The 17,980-nt window shown below is 69.7% G+C and carries 21 protein-coding genes and 2 pseudogenes; 9 read left to right on the top strand and 14 right to left on the bottom strand.

Translation table 11 applies throughout. The annotated features are described in order from the left end of the window. Positions 1-73 precede the first annotated feature (73 nt). Positions 74-715 (bottom strand): PadR family transcriptional regulator, encoded by a 642-nt coding sequence (locus OG735_RS24180; protein ID WP_327325254.1) that lies wholly within the window; start codon positions 713-715, stop codon positions 74-76. Between the two features lie 40 nt (positions 716-755). Here OG735_RS24180 and OG735_RS24175 point away from each other — a divergent pair, with 40 nt between their 5' ends. Then, positions 756-1,406, top strand: a complete 651-nt coding sequence (locus tag OG735_RS24175; RefSeq protein WP_327325253.1) for a bleomycin resistance protein — start codon at positions 756-758, stop codon at positions 1,404-1,406. Here OG735_RS24175 and OG735_RS24170 read toward each other — a convergent pair. From OG735_RS24170 to OG735_RS24160, 3 genes are all read right to left on the bottom strand, one after another. Then, entirely contained in the window at positions 1,403-1,951 is a 549-nt protein-coding gene (locus OG735_RS24170) for a DinB family protein (RefSeq protein ID WP_327325252.1), read from the bottom strand. The two genes, OG735_RS24175 and OG735_RS24170, sit on opposite strands and share 4 nt — an antisense overlap. Positions 1,952-2,102: 151 nt before the next feature. After that, positions 2,103-3,560 carry an aldehyde dehydrogenase family protein gene (locus OG735_RS24165; RefSeq protein WP_327325251.1) on the bottom strand — a complete coding sequence of 486 codons (1,458 nt, stop codon included), beginning with the start codon at positions 3,558-3,560 and terminating at the stop codon, positions 2,103-2,105. A gap of 69 nt (positions 3,561-3,629) precedes the next feature. Next, on the bottom strand, positions 3,630-4,493 hold the full coding sequence (locus OG735_RS24160; RefSeq protein WP_327325250.1) for a helix-turn-helix domain-containing protein: 864 nt from the start codon (positions 4,491-4,493) through the stop codon (positions 3,630-3,632). 311 nt (positions 4,494-4,804) lie between these two features. Between OG735_RS24160 and OG735_RS24155 the strand changes: the two genes are divergently transcribed. Next, positions 4,805-5,311 (top strand): ATP-binding protein, encoded by a 507-nt coding sequence (locus OG735_RS24155; RefSeq protein WP_327325249.1) that lies wholly within the window; start codon positions 4,805-4,807, stop codon positions 5,309-5,311. A gap of 32 nt (positions 5,312-5,343) precedes the next feature. On the opposite strand, the gene OG735_RS24150 is transcribed toward OG735_RS24155, so the two are convergent. The 5 genes from OG735_RS24150 to rpmG form a co-directional block, all read right to left on the bottom strand. Then, entirely contained in the window at positions 5,344-5,586 is a 243-nt protein-coding gene (locus tag OG735_RS24150) for a DUF397 domain-containing protein (RefSeq protein WP_327325248.1), read from the bottom strand. 262 nt (positions 5,587-5,848) lie between these two features. Next, positions 5,849-6,091, bottom strand: coding sequence for a 30S ribosomal protein S18 (rpsR, locus tag OG735_RS24145; RefSeq protein WP_327325247.1), 243 nt, complete (start codon positions 6,089-6,091; stop codon positions 5,849-5,851). Then, complete coding sequence (locus tag OG735_RS24140; RefSeq protein WP_327328433.1) at positions 6,091-7,236, bottom strand: CobW family GTP-binding protein; 1,146 nt, start codon at positions 7,234-7,236, stop codon at positions 6,091-6,093. Before OG735_RS24140 ends, rpsR begins: the two co-directional genes overlap by 1 nt. Further along, positions 7,236-7,484 (bottom strand): type B 50S ribosomal protein L31, encoded by a 249-nt coding sequence (locus OG735_RS24135; protein WP_327325246.1) that lies wholly within the window; start codon positions 7,482-7,484, stop codon positions 7,236-7,238. Before OG735_RS24135 ends, OG735_RS24140 begins: the two co-directional genes overlap by 1 nt. A 22-nt stretch (positions 7,485-7,506) precedes the next feature. Next, complete coding sequence (gene rpmG, locus OG735_RS24130) at positions 7,507-7,671, bottom strand: 50S ribosomal protein L33 (RefSeq protein ID WP_327325245.1); 165 nt, start codon at positions 7,669-7,671, stop codon at positions 7,507-7,509. Between the two features lie 68 nt (positions 7,672-7,739). On the opposite strand from rpmG, the gene rpmB reads away from it, so the two are divergent. The 4 genes and pseudogenes from rpmB to OG735_RS24110 all read left to right on the top strand — a co-directional run bounded on the left by rpmB (position 7,740) and on the right by OG735_RS24110 (position 9,388). Further along, positions 7,740-7,976 (top strand): 50S ribosomal protein L28, encoded by a 237-nt coding sequence (gene rpmB, locus OG735_RS24125; RefSeq protein ID WP_327325244.1) that lies wholly within the window; start codon positions 7,740-7,742, stop codon positions 7,974-7,976. Then, positions 7,976-8,281, top strand: a pseudogene (gene rpsN / locus OG735_RS24120) (30S ribosomal protein S14). The gene rpmB and the pseudogene rpsN overlap by 1 nt, the downstream one beginning before the upstream one ends. A 39-nt stretch (positions 8,282-8,320) precedes the next feature. Then, positions 8,321-8,779, top strand: a complete 459-nt coding sequence (locus tag OG735_RS24115) for a hypothetical protein (RefSeq protein ID WP_327325243.1) — start codon at positions 8,321-8,323, stop codon at positions 8,777-8,779. A gap of 318 nt (positions 8,780-9,097) precedes the next feature. Further along, complete coding sequence (locus OG735_RS24110; protein WP_327325242.1) at positions 9,098-9,388, top strand: DUF6355 family natural product biosynthesis protein; 291 nt, start codon at positions 9,098-9,100, stop codon at positions 9,386-9,388. A gap of 357 nt (positions 9,389-9,745) precedes the next feature. On the opposite strand, the pseudogene OG735_RS24105 reads toward OG735_RS24110, so the two are convergent. The 3 genes and pseudogenes from OG735_RS24105 to OG735_RS24095 form a co-directional block, all read right to left on the bottom strand. After that, positions 9,746-10,231 (bottom strand): annotated as a pseudogene (locus OG735_RS24105) (DUF2786 domain-containing protein); the annotation flags it as partial. A 119-nt stretch (positions 10,232-10,350) separates the two neighbouring features. Further along, positions 10,351-11,190 carry a nitrilase-related carbon-nitrogen hydrolase gene (locus OG735_RS24100; protein ID WP_327325241.1) on the bottom strand — a complete coding sequence of 280 codons (840 nt, stop codon included), beginning with the start codon at positions 11,188-11,190 and terminating at the stop codon, positions 10,351-10,353. Positions 11,191-11,275: 85 nt separating this feature from the next. After that, positions 11,276-11,992 (bottom strand): lipoprotein, encoded by a 717-nt coding sequence (locus OG735_RS24095; RefSeq protein ID WP_327325240.1) that lies wholly within the window; start codon positions 11,990-11,992, stop codon positions 11,276-11,278. Between the two features lie 45 nt (positions 11,993-12,037). On the opposite strand from OG735_RS24095, the gene OG735_RS24090 reads away from it, so the two are divergent. Then, complete coding sequence (locus OG735_RS24090) at positions 12,038-12,619, top strand: sugar O-acetyltransferase (RefSeq protein WP_327325239.1); 582 nt, start codon at positions 12,038-12,040, stop codon at positions 12,617-12,619. Here the strand turns inward: OG735_RS24090 and OG735_RS24085 are convergent. Continuing rightward, on the bottom strand, positions 12,600-13,517 hold the full coding sequence (locus OG735_RS24085; RefSeq protein WP_327325238.1) for an NADP-dependent oxidoreductase: 918 nt from the start codon (positions 13,515-13,517) through the stop codon (positions 12,600-12,602). The two genes, OG735_RS24090 and OG735_RS24085, sit on opposite strands and share 20 nt — an antisense overlap. Positions 13,518-13,643: 126 nt before the next feature. Here OG735_RS24085 and OG735_RS24080 point away from each other — a divergent pair, with 126 nt between their 5' ends. Further along, on the top strand, positions 13,644-14,912 hold the full coding sequence (locus OG735_RS24080) for a helix-turn-helix transcriptional regulator (protein WP_327325237.1): 1,269 nt from the start codon (positions 13,644-13,646) through the stop codon (positions 14,910-14,912). A gap of 80 nt (positions 14,913-14,992) precedes the next feature. Next, entirely contained in the window at positions 14,993-16,678 is a 1,686-nt protein-coding gene (locus OG735_RS24075; RefSeq protein WP_327325236.1) for a bifunctional 3'-5' exonuclease/DNA polymerase, read from the top strand. An 81-nt stretch (positions 16,679-16,759) separates the two neighbouring features. Here the strand turns inward: OG735_RS24075 and OG735_RS24070 are convergent, their stop codons facing one another. Continuing rightward, entirely contained in the window at positions 16,760-17,950 is a 1,191-nt protein-coding gene (locus tag OG735_RS24070) for a hypothetical protein (RefSeq protein WP_327325235.1), read from the bottom strand. Positions 17,951-17,980 lie beyond the last annotated feature (30 nt).

Raw genomic sequence — 17,980 nt, 5'->3', positions numbered from 1 at the left:
CCGGGCGACGCGCCCAGGTCCACGACGAGGCGAAGGTCCACGACGGGACGGGGGTCCCGATGGGGAGACCAGATCAGCTCTGATCCTCCTCATGCGGCTCGCCCGTCGCGTACGGGTTCTCCTCGCCCTCGGCGAGCACCCCCACAAACGGCTCGCCCTCCCCCGCGAAGGTGTACGCCCCGCCCTCGATCCGCCGGATCAGGCCCTGCGTCCACTCCGCACCCGAGTCCGCCGAGGAGACCCACATATTCATGATCTCGCCGATGTGCCCGATCGACTCCGGGCCGTCCTCGGGCGTGTAGTAGTCCGTCACCGAGGACCGCCACTCCTGGAGTCCGCGCACCCGCTCCTTGAGCAGCGCCACGGCCTCTTCCCGCTTCAGATCGACGATGAAGCCGATCCCCGCCGAGAGCACGTCCATCTTCTGGTCGTAGGACGTCAGCGACTCGCGCAGCAGCGCGAAGTACTCCTCGGTGCCCTTCTCGGTGATCTCGTACTCGGTGCGCGGCGGCCCGCCGGCCGTGGACGGAGCGATCTCATGAGCGTGCAGCAGCCCTTGTTTCGCCATCTGCTTCAGCGCGTGATAGATCGAGCCGGGCTTGGCGTTGGACCACTCATGCGCGCCCCAGTACTCCAGGTCGTTGCGGACCTGGTAACCGTGCGCCCGCCCGTGCTGGCGTACGGCTCCGAGGACGAGCAGCCGGATCGCAGACATCCGCGTACCTTTCTATTCAACTTTGACTAGAGTAGCTGGCATGGCCGAGAAGACGATTCCGATCCTGCCGTGCCAGACCCTCCAGCCGGTGCTCGACTTCTACACCGCGCTCGGCTTCGAGGTGGCCTTCCAGCAGAAGAGCCCCCATCCGTACGCCGTCGTCGAGCGCGGCGGCATCCAGCTGCAGTTCTTCGGGATGAAGAAGTACGACCCCGCCGGATCCTTCAGCACCTGCTACGTCGCCACGGACGAGGTGGACGCGCTGTACGAGTCCTTCCGGACCGGTCTGAAGGCAGCGTACGGAAAGATCCCGACGCGCGGTCTGCCGCGCCTCGGGACGCTCAAGGACATGAGCTACGGGGTGCGTCAGTTTCTGATGACCGACCCCGGCGGCAACTGCATCCGTGTCGGGAAGCAGATCACCGAGGACCAGCACCACCGGCCGGCTCCCCGGGAGACCTTCGCGCGTGCTCTGCACATGGCGACGCTCTTCACCGACTCCAAGGACGATCCGGCGGGCGCCGCGAAGATCCTGGACCGGGTGCTGGGCCTGGAGGACGAGCAGCCCACCGCCGAACAGCTCGTCCGGCTCCTCGCGCTGCGGGCGGACGTCGCCGAACAGCTCCACGACGACGACACGGCGGCCCGTCTGCGTGCACGGGCCGCCGCGGTGGATGCCGGGGAGTCCTAACCCCAGTCCTGGCCACTCTCCAGGGCCACCAGCTCGAAGGCGGTCTTGCCGTCCAGCGACTCACGGACGATGTCCGCGTGGCCCGCGTGCCGGCCGATCTCCTCCACCAGGTGCAGCAGCAGCCAGCGCATCGACACCGCACCGTCCTTGGGGTACCAGGGCTGCGGGGGCAGCGGGAAGGTGTCGTTCAGGCTGGGCACGGAGTGGATGAACTCGGCGGTCTCCTTGGCCACTTCGTCCCAGAAGGCCAGCACCCCGGGAACCGTCTCGCCCTCGACGAGACGGAAGCTGTCGTCCCAGGTCTCCTCGGTGCGCTGCTTCTCGTTCGGCTTCTGCTGCGCCAGCCGGAGCCAGCCGAGCTCTGTCTCCGCGACATGCTTGAGCAGTCCGGAGAGCGAGAGCTCGCCGGCGCTCGGGCGGCTCGCCGCCTGCCCCTCGGTCAGTCCGAGTACGGAGCGGCGGATCGCGCCGCGCTGCGCCTCGACGAAGGAGAGGAGCGCGCCGCGCTCGTCGCCGTGGGCCTCTGCGGGAACGTGAGTGACCATGATGTCCGCCCTTCCGGGTGCTTCACGGAGAGGCTGTCCGCCCTCCTTCTGACACCACTCACGCTACGGTCCCTTGCGGTCAGGTTCTGTCCGCAAGGGTCCGTGGGCGCAAAGTTGAAGCAGGGTCGGAGAGAGGGGCTGGACACCCGGGTCAGAACGGGAACTGCGAGCGGCCGTGCTGCACCGAGATCCACTTCTGGGTGGTGAACGCCTCGATCATCGACTCACCGTTCAGCCGCCCACTGCCGGAGTGCTTCTCGCCGCCGAACGGGACGATGGGCTCGTCGTGAACCGTGCTGTCATTGATGTGGATCATGCCGGTGTTGATCCGGTGCGCGATCCGTACCCCGCGCTCGACGTCACCGGTGTGCACTGCGCCGCTCAAGCCGTACGGAGTGTCGTTGGCGATCCTGACCGCCTCGTCCTCCCCGTCGAACGGCACGATGAGCGCCACCGGGCCGAATATCTCCTGCGACAGGATCGGCGAGTCGTCCGCCAGGTCGGTCAGCACCGAGGGACCCACCAGATTGCCCTCGGCGGTCCCGCGCAGCAGCGCGGTCGCGCCGCCCTCCACCGTCTGCTCGACGAGCGATGTCACCGCGTCGGCCTGCGTGGAGTTGATGAGCGGGCCGATGTGGGTCTGCGGGTCCGCCGGGTCGCCGACCTTCAGGGTCTTGACCTTGGCGACGAACTTCTCGGTGAACTCCTTCTCCACCGTCCGGTCCACCAGGATGCGGTTGGCCGCCATGCAGACCTGGCCCTGGTGCACGAAGCGGCTGAAGACCGCCGCGTCCACCGCGTAGTCGACATCGGCGTCGTCGAGCACGATCAGCGCGCTGTTGCCGCCGAGTTCGAGGATGGCTCGCTTGAAGTTCGCCGCGCAGACGGTGGCGACATGCTGCCCCACCTTGTCGGAACCGGTGAAGGAGATCGCCTTCGGCACCGGGTGCGCGATCAGCGCGTCCCCTATCTCCGCTATGTCGGTGATGACGACATTCAGCAGACCGGCCGGCAGGCCCGCCTCCTCGAACACCTTGGCCACCAGGGATCCGCCGCAGATCGGGGTGTTCTGATGCGGCTTGAGCACCACGGCGTTGCCGAGCGCCAGCGCCGGCGCGACCGACTTGATCGACAGCAGGAAGGGGAAGTTGAAGGGGCTGATGACGCCCACGACGCCGACCGGCAGGCGATAGACGCGGTTCTCCTTGCCGTCGGTCGGCGAAGGAAGGATCCGGCCCTCGGGCCGCAGCGCAAGCTGCACCGCCTCGCGCAGGAACTCCTTGGCGAGGTGCAGCTCGAAGGCCGCCTTCAGACGGGTACCGCCGAGCTCCGCGATGATCGTCTCGGCGATCTCCTGTTCGCGGTCCTCGATGACTCGCAGAGCACGCTCGAAGACCAGTCGGCGGGTGTACGGATTGGTCGCGGCCCAGCCCTCCTGCGCGCGCTCGGCGGCGCGGTAGGCCTGGTCCACCTCCACAGCGGTGGCGACCGGGATCGAGGCCAGCTTCTCGCCGTCGTACGGGTTGAAATCGATGATGTCCCAGGAGCCGCTTCCCGGCCTCCACTCGCCATCGATGTACTGGTGGGCCAGCTCGGTGAAGAAGGACATGTGATCCGATTCCTAACCTCAGAAGACTGCAGAGGCAGATGCCTGATGTGACGTCATCGTACTGACGTTTCAGGTGAGTTGGAGAAGACCACGGAGAAGGTCACGGCTCTCGGCCGGATCCGGACTGTCCTCCTGCAGCCGCCGCATGACCCGTTCGTACTGAGCGACCTCCTCGCGCTTGTCGAGATACAGGGCGCTGGTGAGCTGCTCCAGATAGACGATGTCGGAGAGGTCCGACTCCGGGAAGCGCAGCATGGTGAAGGCTCCGCTCTCGCCCGCGTGCCCGCCGAAGCTGAAGGGCATCACCTGCAGTGTGATGTTGGGCTGTTCGGAGATCTCGATGAGATGCCTCAACTGGCCCTGCATCACGGCCCGGTCGCCGTACGGACGGCGCAGCGCGGCTTCGTCGAGCACGGCCTGGAAGCGCGGCGCGCGCTCGGAGACGAGAACCTTCTGACGCTCGAGACGCAGCGAGACCCGGCGGTCGATCTCGGCCCGGGGCGCGTCGGGGATGCCGCGGGTGACGACGGCATGGGCGTACGCCTCGGTCTGCAACAGGCCGTGCACGAACTGCACTTCATAGATGCGGATGAGTGAGGCGGCGCCTTCCAGCCCCACATATGTCTGAAACCAGCCGGGCAGCACATCGCCGTAGCTGTGCCACCACCCGGCGACATTGGCCTCCTTCGCGAGGCCCAGCAGGGATCCTCGTTCTGCTTCGTCGGCGACTCCGTAGAGCGTCAGCAGATCCTCGACGTCCCTCGCCTTGAAGCTCACCCGTCCCAACTCCATGCGGCTGATCTTGGATTCGGATGCGCGAATGGAGTACCCAGCCGCCTCACGGGTGATGCCACGCGATTCGCGCAGCCGCCTCAGCTGTGAGCCCAACAGGATGCGCCGTACCACGGAACCGCTCGACTCGCCTGCGGTCACGACCCCAACCCTCCCCATCGCCTCATAGGTATGCCTGACGGAGCACCCCCGAACCCCGAGACCCGGGATTCTGCCACCAAAACGCTTCAGCCCGTACTCATTCGATTACGGAGATGAGAAGGCTTCGGGAAGGGGGCGAAAGAGATTGGTGGAAGAAATGAGCAAGAACCGGCACGGGAGCGGACAGGTCCGGCGCGTGCACGTGCATCTGCCCTTGCATCTGCTCTACGCATTCGGAACCATGGTCCTCGCGCACCTGCGTGCTCGTTCGTGTTGTAGCGTCACAGCCGCGATTCCCGGGAGTGCCTCGCATGGGGATGAATGGATCGACCATGCTCGAGCCGTTACGGCAGGGGCTTCCCCCCATCGATCCCGCAGCGGTTTCCAGCTCAGCCTCGTGCGCCCTGCCCGCCCGCTATGAAGCGGTGCGCGGAGCACGGCAGTTCACCAAGGCGACGCTCGGCCAGTGGGATCTGAGCGACAGATTCGACGATGTCGCGCTGGTCGTCTCCGAACTCGTCACCAACGCCCTGCGGCACGCACTGCCCGCGGACGCTCAGCGGGAGGTTCAGGAACCGCCCGTACGGCTGCACTTGATGCACTGGACCAGCCGGCTGGTGTGTGCGGTGCGCGACCCCAGCCATGTCAGTCCCGGAACCGGCGAGAGCGACGACATCCCTTTTCCCGACCCCAGTGGTGCGGCCGAGTCGGGCCGCGGTCTGTTCCTGGTGGACTCCTTCAGCGACAGCTGGGGCTGGCACCCGCTCGCCGGGGCGCTCCACGGAAAGGTTGTCTGGGCGCTGTTCCTGCTGGGCTAGCTCCGGGGTGAGCGGGCCCGCCTTCGGGCGGTCTAGCTCCCCACGATCAGGTGATCGAACTCCCCGTCCTTGACGCCCAGAAGCAACGCTTCTATCTCCGCGGGCGTATATACGAGTGCGGGGCCGTCGGGGTGCCGTGAGTTGCGCATCGCCACGTCTCCGCCCGGCAGCTTGGCGAACTCCACGCACGAGCCCTGGGAGTTGCTGTGTCTGCTCTTCTGCCAGACGACCCCGTGGAGCTCCGTGGCCGCGATGCCGTTGTACGCGTGGTGCACGAGTCGCTCCCGGGGACAAGGTGCATAGGTCAACTGTCCCGGATCATAGCTCTGTTCATATGCCAATGCATGAGCAGATGCACGTGCACGCGGGGTGGCCCCTCGGTTACAGCTTCTCCAGCGTCTCCCGCAGCGCCGAATCCTTCTTACACAAGGAAGAGACGTGTGCCGCGCCGTTCCGGCTCCCATGTTCAGGTAATCGATCGACCCGGCAGACCCGGGGGCCGGCCGTCCGGCCCCCGGGGAAGTCGTCGTCGGCCCGTCAGCGGACGGAGGAGTACGGCAGCAGCGCCATCTCCCGGGCGTTCTTGATCGCCAGCGCCAGTTGGCGCTGCTGCTGGGCGCTCACCCGCGTCACCCGGCGGCTTCGGATCTTGCCGCGGTCCGAGATGAACTTTCTGAGCAGATCGGTGTCCTTGTAGTCGATATAGGTGATCCCCGCGTGGTCCAGCGGGTTGGGGCGGGACTTGACGGGCTTGCGCGGCTCGGGGCGGCGCGGGGACATCAGACCTCCAGGAGGGAGTCGAAGGCGGGCGGCAGCCGCTTCCAGGCCTCGCGGCCCGCGGCGTACTCGGCATCGGTCAGCAGGCAGGATTCGAGAAGTTGCTCCAGGCCGTCGCGGTCCAGGCCCGGTGAGGTGAAGACCAGGTGCTGGCAGCAGTCACCGTGCTCGGGGTGCCAGTCCAGCGCGGCCGCGGCCCGGCGGACCGGCGGCACCAGCTCCCAGGCGGCGTCCGGCAGCGAGGCGAGCCAGGGGCCCGCGTTCTCCACGCAGAGCGCGCCGCCCGCCGCATCCCAGGCCAGCAGGGTGTCCGGGCGGTCGGCCAGCCAGAACCGGCCGCGGCTGCGGGCCGCCGCGCAGGTCAGGTCCTCCAGCGCCCGGTAGAGCCGCTCCGGGTGGAAGGGGCGGCTGCGGTGCCAGACGTACGTACCGACGCCACAGTCGTCCGCGTCCTGCGGCAGCAGCGCACAGGCCGGATGCTGCGCGGCCGCGGCCGCCTCGACATCGAAGCCGGCCAGCGCGGCGACGGCCAAGTCCGGTCCTTCGACAGCCACTTGGCGGGCGGTCGGATGCAGCTGCGCCAGCAGTGCGCGGTCCTCGTCGGAAGCACCCTCGGGCCCTTCACTGTCGACGACGGCGAGCACCGGCGCGTACTCCAGCTGGCGGGCCCAGGTGTCGGCGACGGTGCGCCGGTCGGTGGTGGCGGCCGCGAGTCCGGCGTCCATCAGGTCGTCGCCGTTGCCGAGGTACGGCAGCAGCAGCGCCGGATCGACGGCGGTCATCACCGCGGTGACGACCAGCCGTTCGCCGCCGTGCGCCGCGACGACCTCAGCCATCGCCTTGGGCTCGACCGAGTCCCAGAGCTCCACAACCGCGAGCAGGGTGGCTCCGTCGTCCGCGAGCCGTTCCAGCTCGGGCACCAGGTCCTCGCGCAGTGCGCAGCAGGCACAGTCGTTGACCAGCGGCGCCTCTCCGGTGTCGCGGACGCCGCGTGCGTCGCGGACGGTTCGGACGACCGTGCCCTGTACGGCAGTCGAGAGGTCGTGGTGGAGCGCGACACTGCCCGGCACGGTGGCCAGCAGCCGCTCCACGGCGGCCTTACGGGCGTCGGAGTGCAGCCCGCCGACGAGCGCGACGGCCAGCTGCATCATCCCCGGCCTCCGTAACGCCGCTCGAAGCGCTCCACGCGGCCGGCCGTGTCGAGCACACGCGCGGTCCCCGTATAGAAGGGGTGGCTCGCCGAGGAGATCTCGACATCGATGACGGGATAGGTGTTGCCGTCCGCCCACTCCACCGTCTTCTCGCTGGTGGCGGTCGAGCGGGTGAGGAAGGCGAAGTCGGCCGCCTTGTCGCGGAAGACAACTGGGCCGTACGCGGGATGGATTCCGGGCTTCATGGTCGTGGGCCTCCTCGGCGGGTCAGCGCTCTTCGCGGAAATCGACATGCCGGCCGACGACCGGGTCGTACTTGCGCAGCGTCATGCGGTCGGGGTCGTTACGGCGGTTCTTACGGGTCACATAGGTGAAGCCGGTGCCTGCCGTGGAGCGGAGCTTGATGATCGGGCGGAGTTCGTTGCGGGCCATGAGGGCTAGTATATGGAAATGGTTTCCATTACCAAATGGGGGCCCTGTCAACGAGAGGCGAATGACCTGTGTCCGCGCACTGCCAGCTGACCGGCGCCCAGCCGGGCTTCGGCAACAACATCTCCCACTCGCACCGGCGCACGTCCCGCCGCTTCGACCCCAACATCCAGCCCAAGCGCTACTGGCTGCCGAGCGAGGGCCGCCATGTCCGGCTGACACTGAGCGCCCGTGCGATCAAGACCGTCGACACCATCGGCATCGAGGCGGCCGTGGCCCGGATCCGTGCCCGCGGGGTGAAGGTCTGATGGCGAAGAAGAGCAAGATTGTCCGTAATGAGCGGCGCAAGGTGATCGTGGAGCGATACGCGGCGCGTCGGGCGGAGTAGAAGGAGATCATCCGCCGTCCGGGCACAAGTGAGTCCGAACGGCTGTCCGCGCAGGCGGAGTTGCGGCGTCAGCCGCGCGACGCGAGCGCCACGCGGGTGCGGAACCGGGACAGTGTGGATGGTCGACCCCGCGGGCATCTGCGGAAGTTCGGCCTTTCCCGGGTGCGGCTCCGTGAGCAGGCGCACGCCGGATTCCTTCCAGGGGTGCGCAAGTCCTCCTGGTAGCTTGGCGCGGTCTTGCAAACCGACATGGGGGACCGATAAGTGCACAAGCTCGTACGTAGGTCAGTCGCCGCGGCGGGACTTGTCGCCGCTCTCGCGCTGACCGGCTGTGGTGGCAGCAGCGACGACTCGGCCAAGGACAAGCCCTCCACCGCGCCGACGCAGACCGGCGGCGGGGGAGGCGACGCCGCGAGCGGGAACATCGAGGGCGCCTGGGCAGGCGTGACCGAGAGCAAGGCCGTGTCCCTGGCCGTCACCGGCACGAAGGCGGTGCTGCTGGCCGACGGGCACGCCTGCACCGGCGAGGTGTCGGACATGGGCAAGCAGATGCTGTCGCTGAAGTGCGCGGACGGGAACACCGACCGCACGATGGGGACGATCGAGTCCAACGACGGCAAGACGCTGGTCATCTCATGGGACGCGGGTGCGAAGGACACGCTGACCAGGTCGGCGGCGGGCAAGCTGCCGACGGGGCTGCCGACAGGCATCCCGACTCCCTGACGCAGGGCTGCCGACGGGCATCCCGACTCCCCGACGTACGACGTCGGTTACGGGCCTCGGACCTTCACGGATCCGAGGCCCGTCGTCGTGCGGCCACTCTCCGGCGCGCGGCCACGACGGAGCAGGGTCGGCCGGCCCGGGACCACCGCGGAGGTCGAACTTCTGCCGGCGGCGACCAAACGGTCGGCACTCGATCCAGTGCACTCCCTCACTCGTGCGAGCGAGATCGCGTGACTACCCGGATCGACTGGCGCAATGGTCTCCAGGTGCACGAGTGATCAGTACTCGGGCATCGCGATCTCAAGAAGGAGACTTCCCATGCGTGTTCGCCGTTCCCTGTTGGCCGCTGTCGGCGCTGCAGCTCTTGTCCTCGGTCTGCCCACTGCGGCATCCGCCGCTCCCGGCCCAGTGGCCGCGATGAACCCCTGCGGGTTCTACGAGACCAGCAGCGACGCCCACTACAACCACTGCACGAGCGACGGCTCACACGTAGTCATCGAGGTCGAGGTGTTCGGGCCCAACTACGAGCGCTGCGTGGCCCCCGGCGACACCTGGCTGGGATCGGCCGACAAGATCCAAGGTGCGTATTACGTCGGGCGCACCTGCTGACCTCGGCATGACTACGGGCCCGGGGTGCAGCGTCCCGGGCCCGTCCTGCTCAGCACGGGGAGAGGAAGATTGCGCCGGTTGCTCAGCCCCGGGTGGCGGCATCCGCTGCCGCTGCACAGAGTTCCTCACGGACCGAGTCGAACAGCCGCCAGTTTCACCCTCAACTACAACTTTGCCTCCTCTTGGTGTGGCTGCGGAGGCTGTTGGGACAGCCTCACATGCACAGGCGGTGAGCGCGGAGGCGTACCGGGACCCTCAACTCTCGTACGGAGTCGTCCGGTTCACCGGCACCCCAATGCACAACGCGAAAGGCGCCAGGATGACGATGAACCGCGCCATGCGGCACGGCGGCTGGTCCTTGGCGAGCAGCGCGCGGATCCGGGTGAGCATGCGCGGTTCCCCGGCCGACGGGACCACGTGCAGGGCGGAAGCGCCCGGCACCGGGCCGACGGGCTCGATCGAGGGCAGCCGGACCAGCAACCGGTACAGCTCCAGCACCGCCGTCGCGTACGAGAAGCGGTCGGCGCGCCACTGCCCCACCTCAAGCTCGGCGAGCTGCGCGGACCAGCGGGGCGGCAGCCGCTCCCCGTACCGCTTCGTCTCCTCGGCGATCAGGCCGCAGACGAGCCGTACATGATGTTCGTCCAGGTCGCGCCGGACGATCCGTACGGCATCGGCCGGCTGCCAGCCCCGCTCCCACGCCCGGCGGACAAACTCCTCGCCGCGCAGCCGCAGTTCCGCATCGGCCGCCCGGTCTGCCGCGAGCAGTGAGGCCGCGGTGTCCAGCGCCGAGTCGTCCGCCACGTACAGCGCACCTGCCAGCGCCTTCTCGACCGTACTCACATACCGATGATCCCAGGTGGTACGGCCGGCCCCACCCCGAGGCCCGAGTCACCCCACCTCGACAGTCACCCGACCCCGACCTGCATCCATCGCGGCATCGGCGGAGCGGTATGTGCGGCCTAGCTGTCCCCGCCCTCGTCGATCAGCCGCCGCACCTCGCGGTCGATCAGACCGAGGCGCGCCTCCGCCACCAGCGGCACGGCCCGCCGCTGGCGGCGCGCCTCGTGGACGTCGATGTCGACGGTGACCAGGCCGGGCTCCCACTTGGGAGCCTGGGCCACCACGGCTCCGCGCGGGTCCACGACGCGGGACCCGCCCCAGAACGACGCACCGTTCTCGCTCCCCACCCGGTTCACGAAGACGACCCAGCACTGGAGCATCCGTGCCGTGTAGGACAGCAGCGTGTCCCAGTACAGGCCCGTGTCCATCGCCTCCGGATCGAGGCTGGCCGCGCTGTTCGTGGGCACGACGATGACCTCGGCGCCGTCCTGCACGGCCAGCCACGGCAGCACCGGCTGCCAGGCGTCGTTGCAGACGAGGGTCGCGGCCCGGCCCTGGCCGCGCGGCAGGTCGTACGCGCGCACCGACTGGCCCGGACTGACGTGCTTGCGCTCCTCCCACGCCAGATAGTTGGGGAGGTACAACTTCCGGTGCGCGTGCAGCAGTTCACCGCCGCTGTAGTACGCGGAGGTGTTGTACGCCCGCAGCCGGGTGTGCTCGTGCAACCCGGCCACCACATCCGGGCCGAGCGTCCCCAACTCAAGCAGCCGCGGATCGCGCGCCTCCACCGAGGTGTCCCGCTTGAGCGCACCCAGGTGGTAGCCGTGCAGGCTCAGCTCCGGGAAGACGACGAGGTCCGCGCCCTGGGCGGCGGCCTGCTCGATCTGCTCGCGAGCCGTCAGGAGATTCTGGTCCACCTCACCCAGTGCGCAGTCGGTCTGTGCCAGTGCCACTCGCATGGACCAAGCCTCGCAGTGACGCGACGATCGGGCACTTCGGGCGGGCCCGTACGGATACCGGCCCGCCCGGGAAGAGCGCGGCCCGTCAGGCGCTGCGCACGCTCTTCTTCGCCAGCTCGTAGGCCGGGAGCATCTGCTCGTGCTCCGCCGAGTCCAGTCCGCCGAGGTGCAGGACGACCACACCCCGCGGGGTCGTGAAGGCGAGCGCCCGCTCCTTCTTCGGCGCGTCCAGGAACTCGTTGGTGTTGAGGTAGGTCACCTCGGCGGCGGCGTACTGGCCCGCCTTCGTCGCGCTGTACGCGACCTTGTCACGGCTCTTGGCCTCCGCCGCGACAAACGCTTCGAGCGCCTTGCGCGCATCGTCGCCGCTGCCGCCGCCGGTCCAGACACGGAGAAAGCCGATGTTCCCGGCCGGCTTCGCGTCGATCTCGCAGACGAGAGTGACGAGGCCCTGCTTCGGCAGCCCGAACTCCGGGTCGTCCTTGACGGCCTTCGGCTTCCAGTCCGCCGCGAGGTCGAACGAGACGGGCAGTGCGCACGGCGAACCCGCGGCTCCGACCGCGCCGCCCTTCGCGGCACTCTTCGTCCCACCCTTCTCGGCCCTCTTCGTCCCGCCCTTCCCAGCACTCTCCGTCCCGCCCTTCGCGGCGGTCTTCGCCCCGCCCGCCGGCCTGTCCGGCTCGGGCTCCGACGAACAGCCGGTCAGCACCACCATCGCCAGCACCGCCGGGACCAGTCCCACAGCTGTGCCGCGCATCAGACCTCGCACAACGATTCCCCACCCCTGGGTCAGTTCGAACACGCATGATCGATCCTAGAGAGGCCGACCGCCGTGGAGGGACGTGGGATGGGCGAGAACAAGGACCGCATGCTGGCCGGCGAGTGGTACCTCCCGGACGACCCCGAGCTGGGCGCGGACACCGAGCGGCGCTCCGCGCTCTGCGCCGCGTACAACGCGAACGGCGGCGCGGCCCCCGGCCGGCGCGCGGAGATCCTCGCCGAGCTGCTCGGCTCGGTGGGCGAGGACGTACGCATCCGGCCGCCGTTCCAGTGCGACTACGGCCGCTACATCTCCATCGGCGACCGTACGTTCATCAACTTCAACGCGGTCTTCCTGGACGCCGCTCCGATCACGGTCGGCGCGGACGTTCAGATCGGACCGAACGTCCAACTCCTGACCCCCGCACACGAGTTGGACACCGAACGACGCCGGGCAGGCTGGGAGAGGGCCTCCCCCATCAGCATCGGCGACAACGTCTGGCTGGGCGGCGGGGTGATCGTCTGCCCCGGCGTGACCATCGGCGAGAACACCGTGGTCGGCGCCGGCTCCGTGGTCACCAAGGACCTGCCGGCCGGGGTGCTCGCAGTGGGCAACCCGGCCCGCGTCGTCCGTACGCTCACCCCCACGGTCACCCCTCGAACGGAGTGATCACCAGCTTTCCGCGCACATGGCCCGTCTCGCTCAGCGCGTGGGCCTTGGCCGCCTCCGCCAGCGGGAAGACCTCCGCGACCGGGATCCGGATCCTGCCGTCGGCCGCCAGCCGGACGTGCTCCGCCAGAGCGATCTCCGGCGGCTCCGTGCCGCCCGCCGAGAAGCGGACTCCGTGCGCGGCCGCGTCCGGGTCCGCGATCGTGATGATCCGGTCCGTGGTGCCGCCACGCAGCTCGACCGAGGCCGGCAGCGCGTCCTTACCCGCCGCGTCGAAGACGGCGTCCACACCCTGGGGAGCGGCCGCGCGGACGCGCTCGACGAGACCGTCGCCGTACGCGACCGGAGTCGCGCCCAGCTCCCGCAGAGAGTCGTGGTTGGCCGGAGAAGCCGTGCCGATGACCGTCACACCGGCCGCCACGGCGAGCTGGACGGCCACCACGCCGACCACCCCCGCGGCCCCGTGCAGCAGCAACGTCTCGCCGCTGCGCACGCCGAGCAGATCGAGCACCCGCTGGGCGGTCTCGGTCGCGACCGGCAGGGCCGCGGCCTCCGCCCAGTCCAGTCCGGCCGGCTTGGGGACGAAGGACTCGGCCAGGGCGTACTGCGCATACGCACCGGTGGTGGACCAGCCCAGCACCTCGTCGCCGACCGCGGCGGCTGTCACACCCTCGCCGACCTCGTCGACGATCCCGGCGAACTCCACGCCCGGGATCGCGGGAAGGGCCGTCGGGAACTGCTGCTCCATCCAGCCGTAACGGATCTTGTAGTCGAGCGGGTTGACCCCCGCGGCCATGACCTTCACCCGCACCTGGCCGGGACCGGCGTGCGGCTCCTCGGCCTGCGCCGGGCTCAGCACCTCGGGTCCGCCGAACTCTTCGAAGACGATCGCTTCCATGTCTGGCTCCTTCCGCCGGGATCAACCCTCGGTCTCCGGCGGGCCAGGACCGGCCAGTCCTTCGGACGGTTCGACCTGGCCGAAGGGACAGCCGCCCGCGCCGCTCGCGGCCGTACGCTGGCCGTCATGGAACTCACCGGATCCGTGCCCGCCGCGCCCGCCCTGGCCGCCGCCTACGAGGTGATCCGGCAGCCGCTGGGCCAGATCCTGCCGCGGCTGTCCGCGATCCTGGGCACGATCGTCCCGCATCCGGCCGCCGCCGAGCTGTCGACGAACTGCGCGCACTCGCCGTTCAAGACGTACGGCGACAGCGGTTCGCCGGCCGGCCGGATCACCGCCGCCGAACTGCATCCGCTGGTCGCCTCGGTGCCCGCCGGGCAGCCCTGGCAGGGCACGGCCGGCATCGGCGGGGCCGAGCATCCGGTGCTCGCGGTGGCCAGCGACGCGACGCCGCGAGGGGCGCTGCTGGTCCTCGTACGGAGTGAGGACAGCGTCCTCGCCGCGTCCGGCACCGCCGTCGTACAGGCCATGTGGGACCTGGTGACCAGCCATCGCGACCGGCTCGCCACCGAGGCCACGCCGGGCACGCTCGCCCAGTCGCGGGCCTCCGCCGGGGAGCGGGCCAGGGTGATCGCCGAGCTGACCGAGACACATGCGACGGCGCTGTCGGGGCTGCTCGGCGTGTTGCGCAGCCGGGGTATGGACGACGCGGCCGCCCGCACAACAGCCGTCGAGCTGGCCGTCACCGCGCTGGTCGAACTGCGCGCCGAGACGGAACGGGACCAGGCGGTCGCCGAGGAACCCGCGGGGCAGGCCTTCGCCCGGCTCGCGGACTCGCTGCGGCCGATGCTGCGCTACAGCCCCGTCCGACTGGAGCTGGGCGCGCCCGACAGCAGCCGGCCGCTGGCCGCCGATGTCGCGCACGCGGCGCGCGCGGTCGTACGGGCGGTGCTGCTGACCGTCCTCGAGCAGGACGATGTGAACCGGATCCATGTCGGCTGGCATCTCACCGAGAACGAGCTGCGCGCGACGGTACGGGACGACGGCCCCGGCGAGCTCTCCACCTGCACGCTCGGCCCGCACCGGGTCGGCGAGCGGCTCGAAGCGCTGGGCGGGCGGCTGGACGTGGACGCGGTGCCGGGCTGGGGCACCACGGTCACGGCGACGATCCCGCTCGGAGCGCCGGAGACCCCGCGCGCCGATCCGCTCGCCTCGCTGGGGGCACGGGAGCTGGAGGTACTGACGCATCTGGCCCGCGGGCACCGCAATCGCCTGATCGCGCAGGAGCTGCACATCAGTGAGTCGACGGTGAAGTTCCACGTCGCGAACATCCTGACCAAGCTGGGGGTGGCGTCGCGCGGCGAGGCGTCGGCGGTCTTCCACGCGGTGGCCTGACACTCCGCACTCTGCGTTGTCGGGTCCGCTGAGTTGCCGGGTCCGCTGCGTTGTCAGACCCGGCTGCCACACTCGCATCCATGAGCGAACGATGGGCTCTGGCGGCGGCGGAGGGTGACGGGGCGCGGCTCGTCGCCCTCGGCCCCGACGGTCTGCCCGCCGGGCACGTCCAGGAGGAGCCCGACCTGGTCGAGGCCGTCCGCTCCCGGCCGGAGGTCGGCAGGTGGGTCTGGCGCTCCACCGCCGAGATCTATCCGCGGCTGCTGGCGGCCGGGGTCCGGGTCGAGCGGTGTTACGACATCGAGGACGCGGAGCTGCTCCTGCTCGGCCACGAGGGCCGGCTCGGGGAGCCCCGTTCGGCGGCGGCAGCCTGGGCGCGGCTGCGCAACGCTCCCGTACCGCCCGATCCGCCGCAGCGCGCGGCCGAACCGGGCTCACAGTCCTCGCTTTTCGAGCCGCAGCCCGTGTCCGTTCCGCTGGAGGCTCTCCTCGAGGTCTACGCCGATCAGCAGCGAAGACACGATGCCGCCGAGCATCCGGGGCGGATGCGGCTGCTCACCGCGGCCGAGTCGGCCGGGATGCTGGTGGCCGCCGAGATGAACCGCTCGGGGCTGCCGTGGCGGGCGGACGTGCACCGGGCCCTGCTGCACGAGCTGCTGGGCGAGCGGTACGCGGGCGGCGGCGAGCCGCGCCGGCTGGCGGAGCTCGCGGACGAGGTGTCGGCCGCGTTCGGCCGTCGGGTGCGACCGGATCTGCCGGCGGATGTGGTGAAGGCGTTCGCGCAGGCCGGGATCAAGCTGAAGTCCACACGGCGCTGGGAGCTGGAGGAGCTCGACCATCCGGCCGTGAAGCCGCTGATCGAGTACAAGAAGCTGTACCGGATCTGGACGGCGCACGGCTGGGGCTGGCTCCAGGACTGGGTCCGTGACGGGCGGTTCCGGCCCGAGTATCTGCCCGGCGGCACGGTCTCGGGCCGCTGGACGACCAATGGCGGCGGGGCACTTCAGATCCCGAAGGTCATCCGGCGGGCAGTGGTCGCCGACGAGGGCTGGCGGCTGGTGGTCGCGGACGCCGACCAGATGGAGCCGCGCGTGCTGGCCGCGATCTCCCGCGACCCGGGCCTGATGGATGTGGCGGGACACGAGGGCGATCTGTACGCGGCCCTGTCCCACCGGGCGTTCTCCGGTGACCGCGACCACGCCAAGGTCGCGCTGCTCGGCGCGATCTACGGCCAGACGTCGGGCGACGGCCTGAAGAACCTGGCCATGCTGCGGCGCAGATTCCCGAAGGCCGTGGCATACGTCGACGAGGCGGCGCGGGCCGGCGAGGAGGGCCGGCTCGTACGGACCTGGCTGGGCCGGACCAGCCCGCGGGCGGCGGGCTCGGGCGACGACGACGAGGCGGGGATCCCGCAGGCGAGCGAGGAACTCCCATCCACAGAAAGCGAGTTCACGCCTGGATACGCCTCGTCGAACGCACGGGCGCGGGGCCGCTTCACCCGTAACTTCGTGGTGCAGGGCAGCGCGGCGGACTGGGCGCTGCTGATGCTGGCGGCGCTGCGGCAGTCCACTGCGGAGATACGGGCCGAGCTGGTGTTCTTCCAGCACGACGAGGTGATCGTGCACTGCCCGGCGGAGGAGGCGGAGGACGTCGCGAAGGCGATCCGGGCGGCCGGGGAGCTGGCCGGGCGGATCGCCTTCGGGGAGACGCCGGTGCGGTTTCCGTTCACGACGGCGGTGGTTCAGTGCTACGCGGATGCGAAGTGAGGCACCTTGTGGCTTGAGGGAGCTTGTGGCTTGAGGCACCTTACGGTTGAGAGGTGCCCTGCGGCTTGAGGCACCTTGCCGCTAGCGGGCCACGAGCCACACCGGGTCCGTGGCGATGGCCTTCAGTTCCGCCATCGTGATCAGGGGCTTTTTGCCGCTCTTGAGCGAGTTGGGGGTCGGGGCGTTGTAGGCGGAGACCTGCATGGTCAGACCGTTCGGCCGGAAGGTGTCGACCTGCCGGTGCAGGACGCCCGGATGCGCGCCCGCCTTCTCCACGGCGGCCAACTTCAGACCGTCCGGGCGGGTCTCCGTCCAGACGGCCTCCCCGCCGGCCGTCCGCACCGCCTCGATGTAGGTGCGGTCCCCGGTGTTCCTGTCGACCACGACGACGTGCCCGTCGGCACCGCCGACTCCCTCGGAGACAACCTCGAGGCGCTTGGGCAGCAGGAACTTGAGGATGGGCAGCAGGTCGCCATGTTCATCCGAGGAACCCGGCTTCACATCACCGAACGGGTTCGGCTCACCGGCCGTGGTGAACGAGCCTTCCACGAACAGCGCGAGATGGCGCAACTTGCCGGGGTTCATCCGCGGATTGCGGCCGGCCGGCGACTCCCCCTGCTCCCCCTTCAGATTGTTGGTGGCGAGCTCGATGAGGTACCCGCTGGACGAGACCGTCGTGACCGCCCACTTCTTGACGCCGCCCGCCTTGCCCGCATCGGTGTACCCCTTCACGGCCCTGTTGCCGGGCTGCACCGTGCACTCCTCATACGGTGATCCCTCCTGGGGCGGGCACGTGATCAGCTTCTTGAGCTTCGGGTCCCCCGGTTCGACACGGCGGACCGACAGCGTCACGGTCGCACCGCCCCAGCCGTCCTCGAAGACGATGGACGACGTCGCGGCCTGGGCCGCTTCGGAGCTTCCGCTGCCCTGCAGCTTCGGACGGACGATGCCGATCCCCGCCCTTTCCATACCGTTCTGCAGGATGTTCTTCATCTCGTCGGCCGTGACCTGAAAGTGCCCCGAGCCCGCCGGCGGCACCGGGTCGGTGGCCCGGTCCGCCGTGTCACCGCCGAACGATCCCCCCAGGTACAGCGCAGTCGAGGCCACGGCAGCCACGGTCAGCGCGCTTCCGGCCACCGCGGAGACACGGCGGCGGGCGAGCCTGCGGCGGCCGCGGGCCAAGCCGCCGTCCACCAGAGCGCTGCCGCCCGCCGACCGGTAGGCCTCTCCGGTACGGCGCAGCGCATCGCCCAGTTCGTCTTCAAAGGGCATGATGAACCACCACTTCTGGGTCGATAAGGG

This window comes from Streptomyces sp. NBC_01210 (assembly GCF_036010325.1).
Taxonomy (GTDB): domain Bacteria; phylum Actinomycetota; class Actinomycetes; order Streptomycetales; family Streptomycetaceae; genus Streptomyces.
This window is presented reverse-complemented; position numbering and strand designations above follow the sequence as displayed.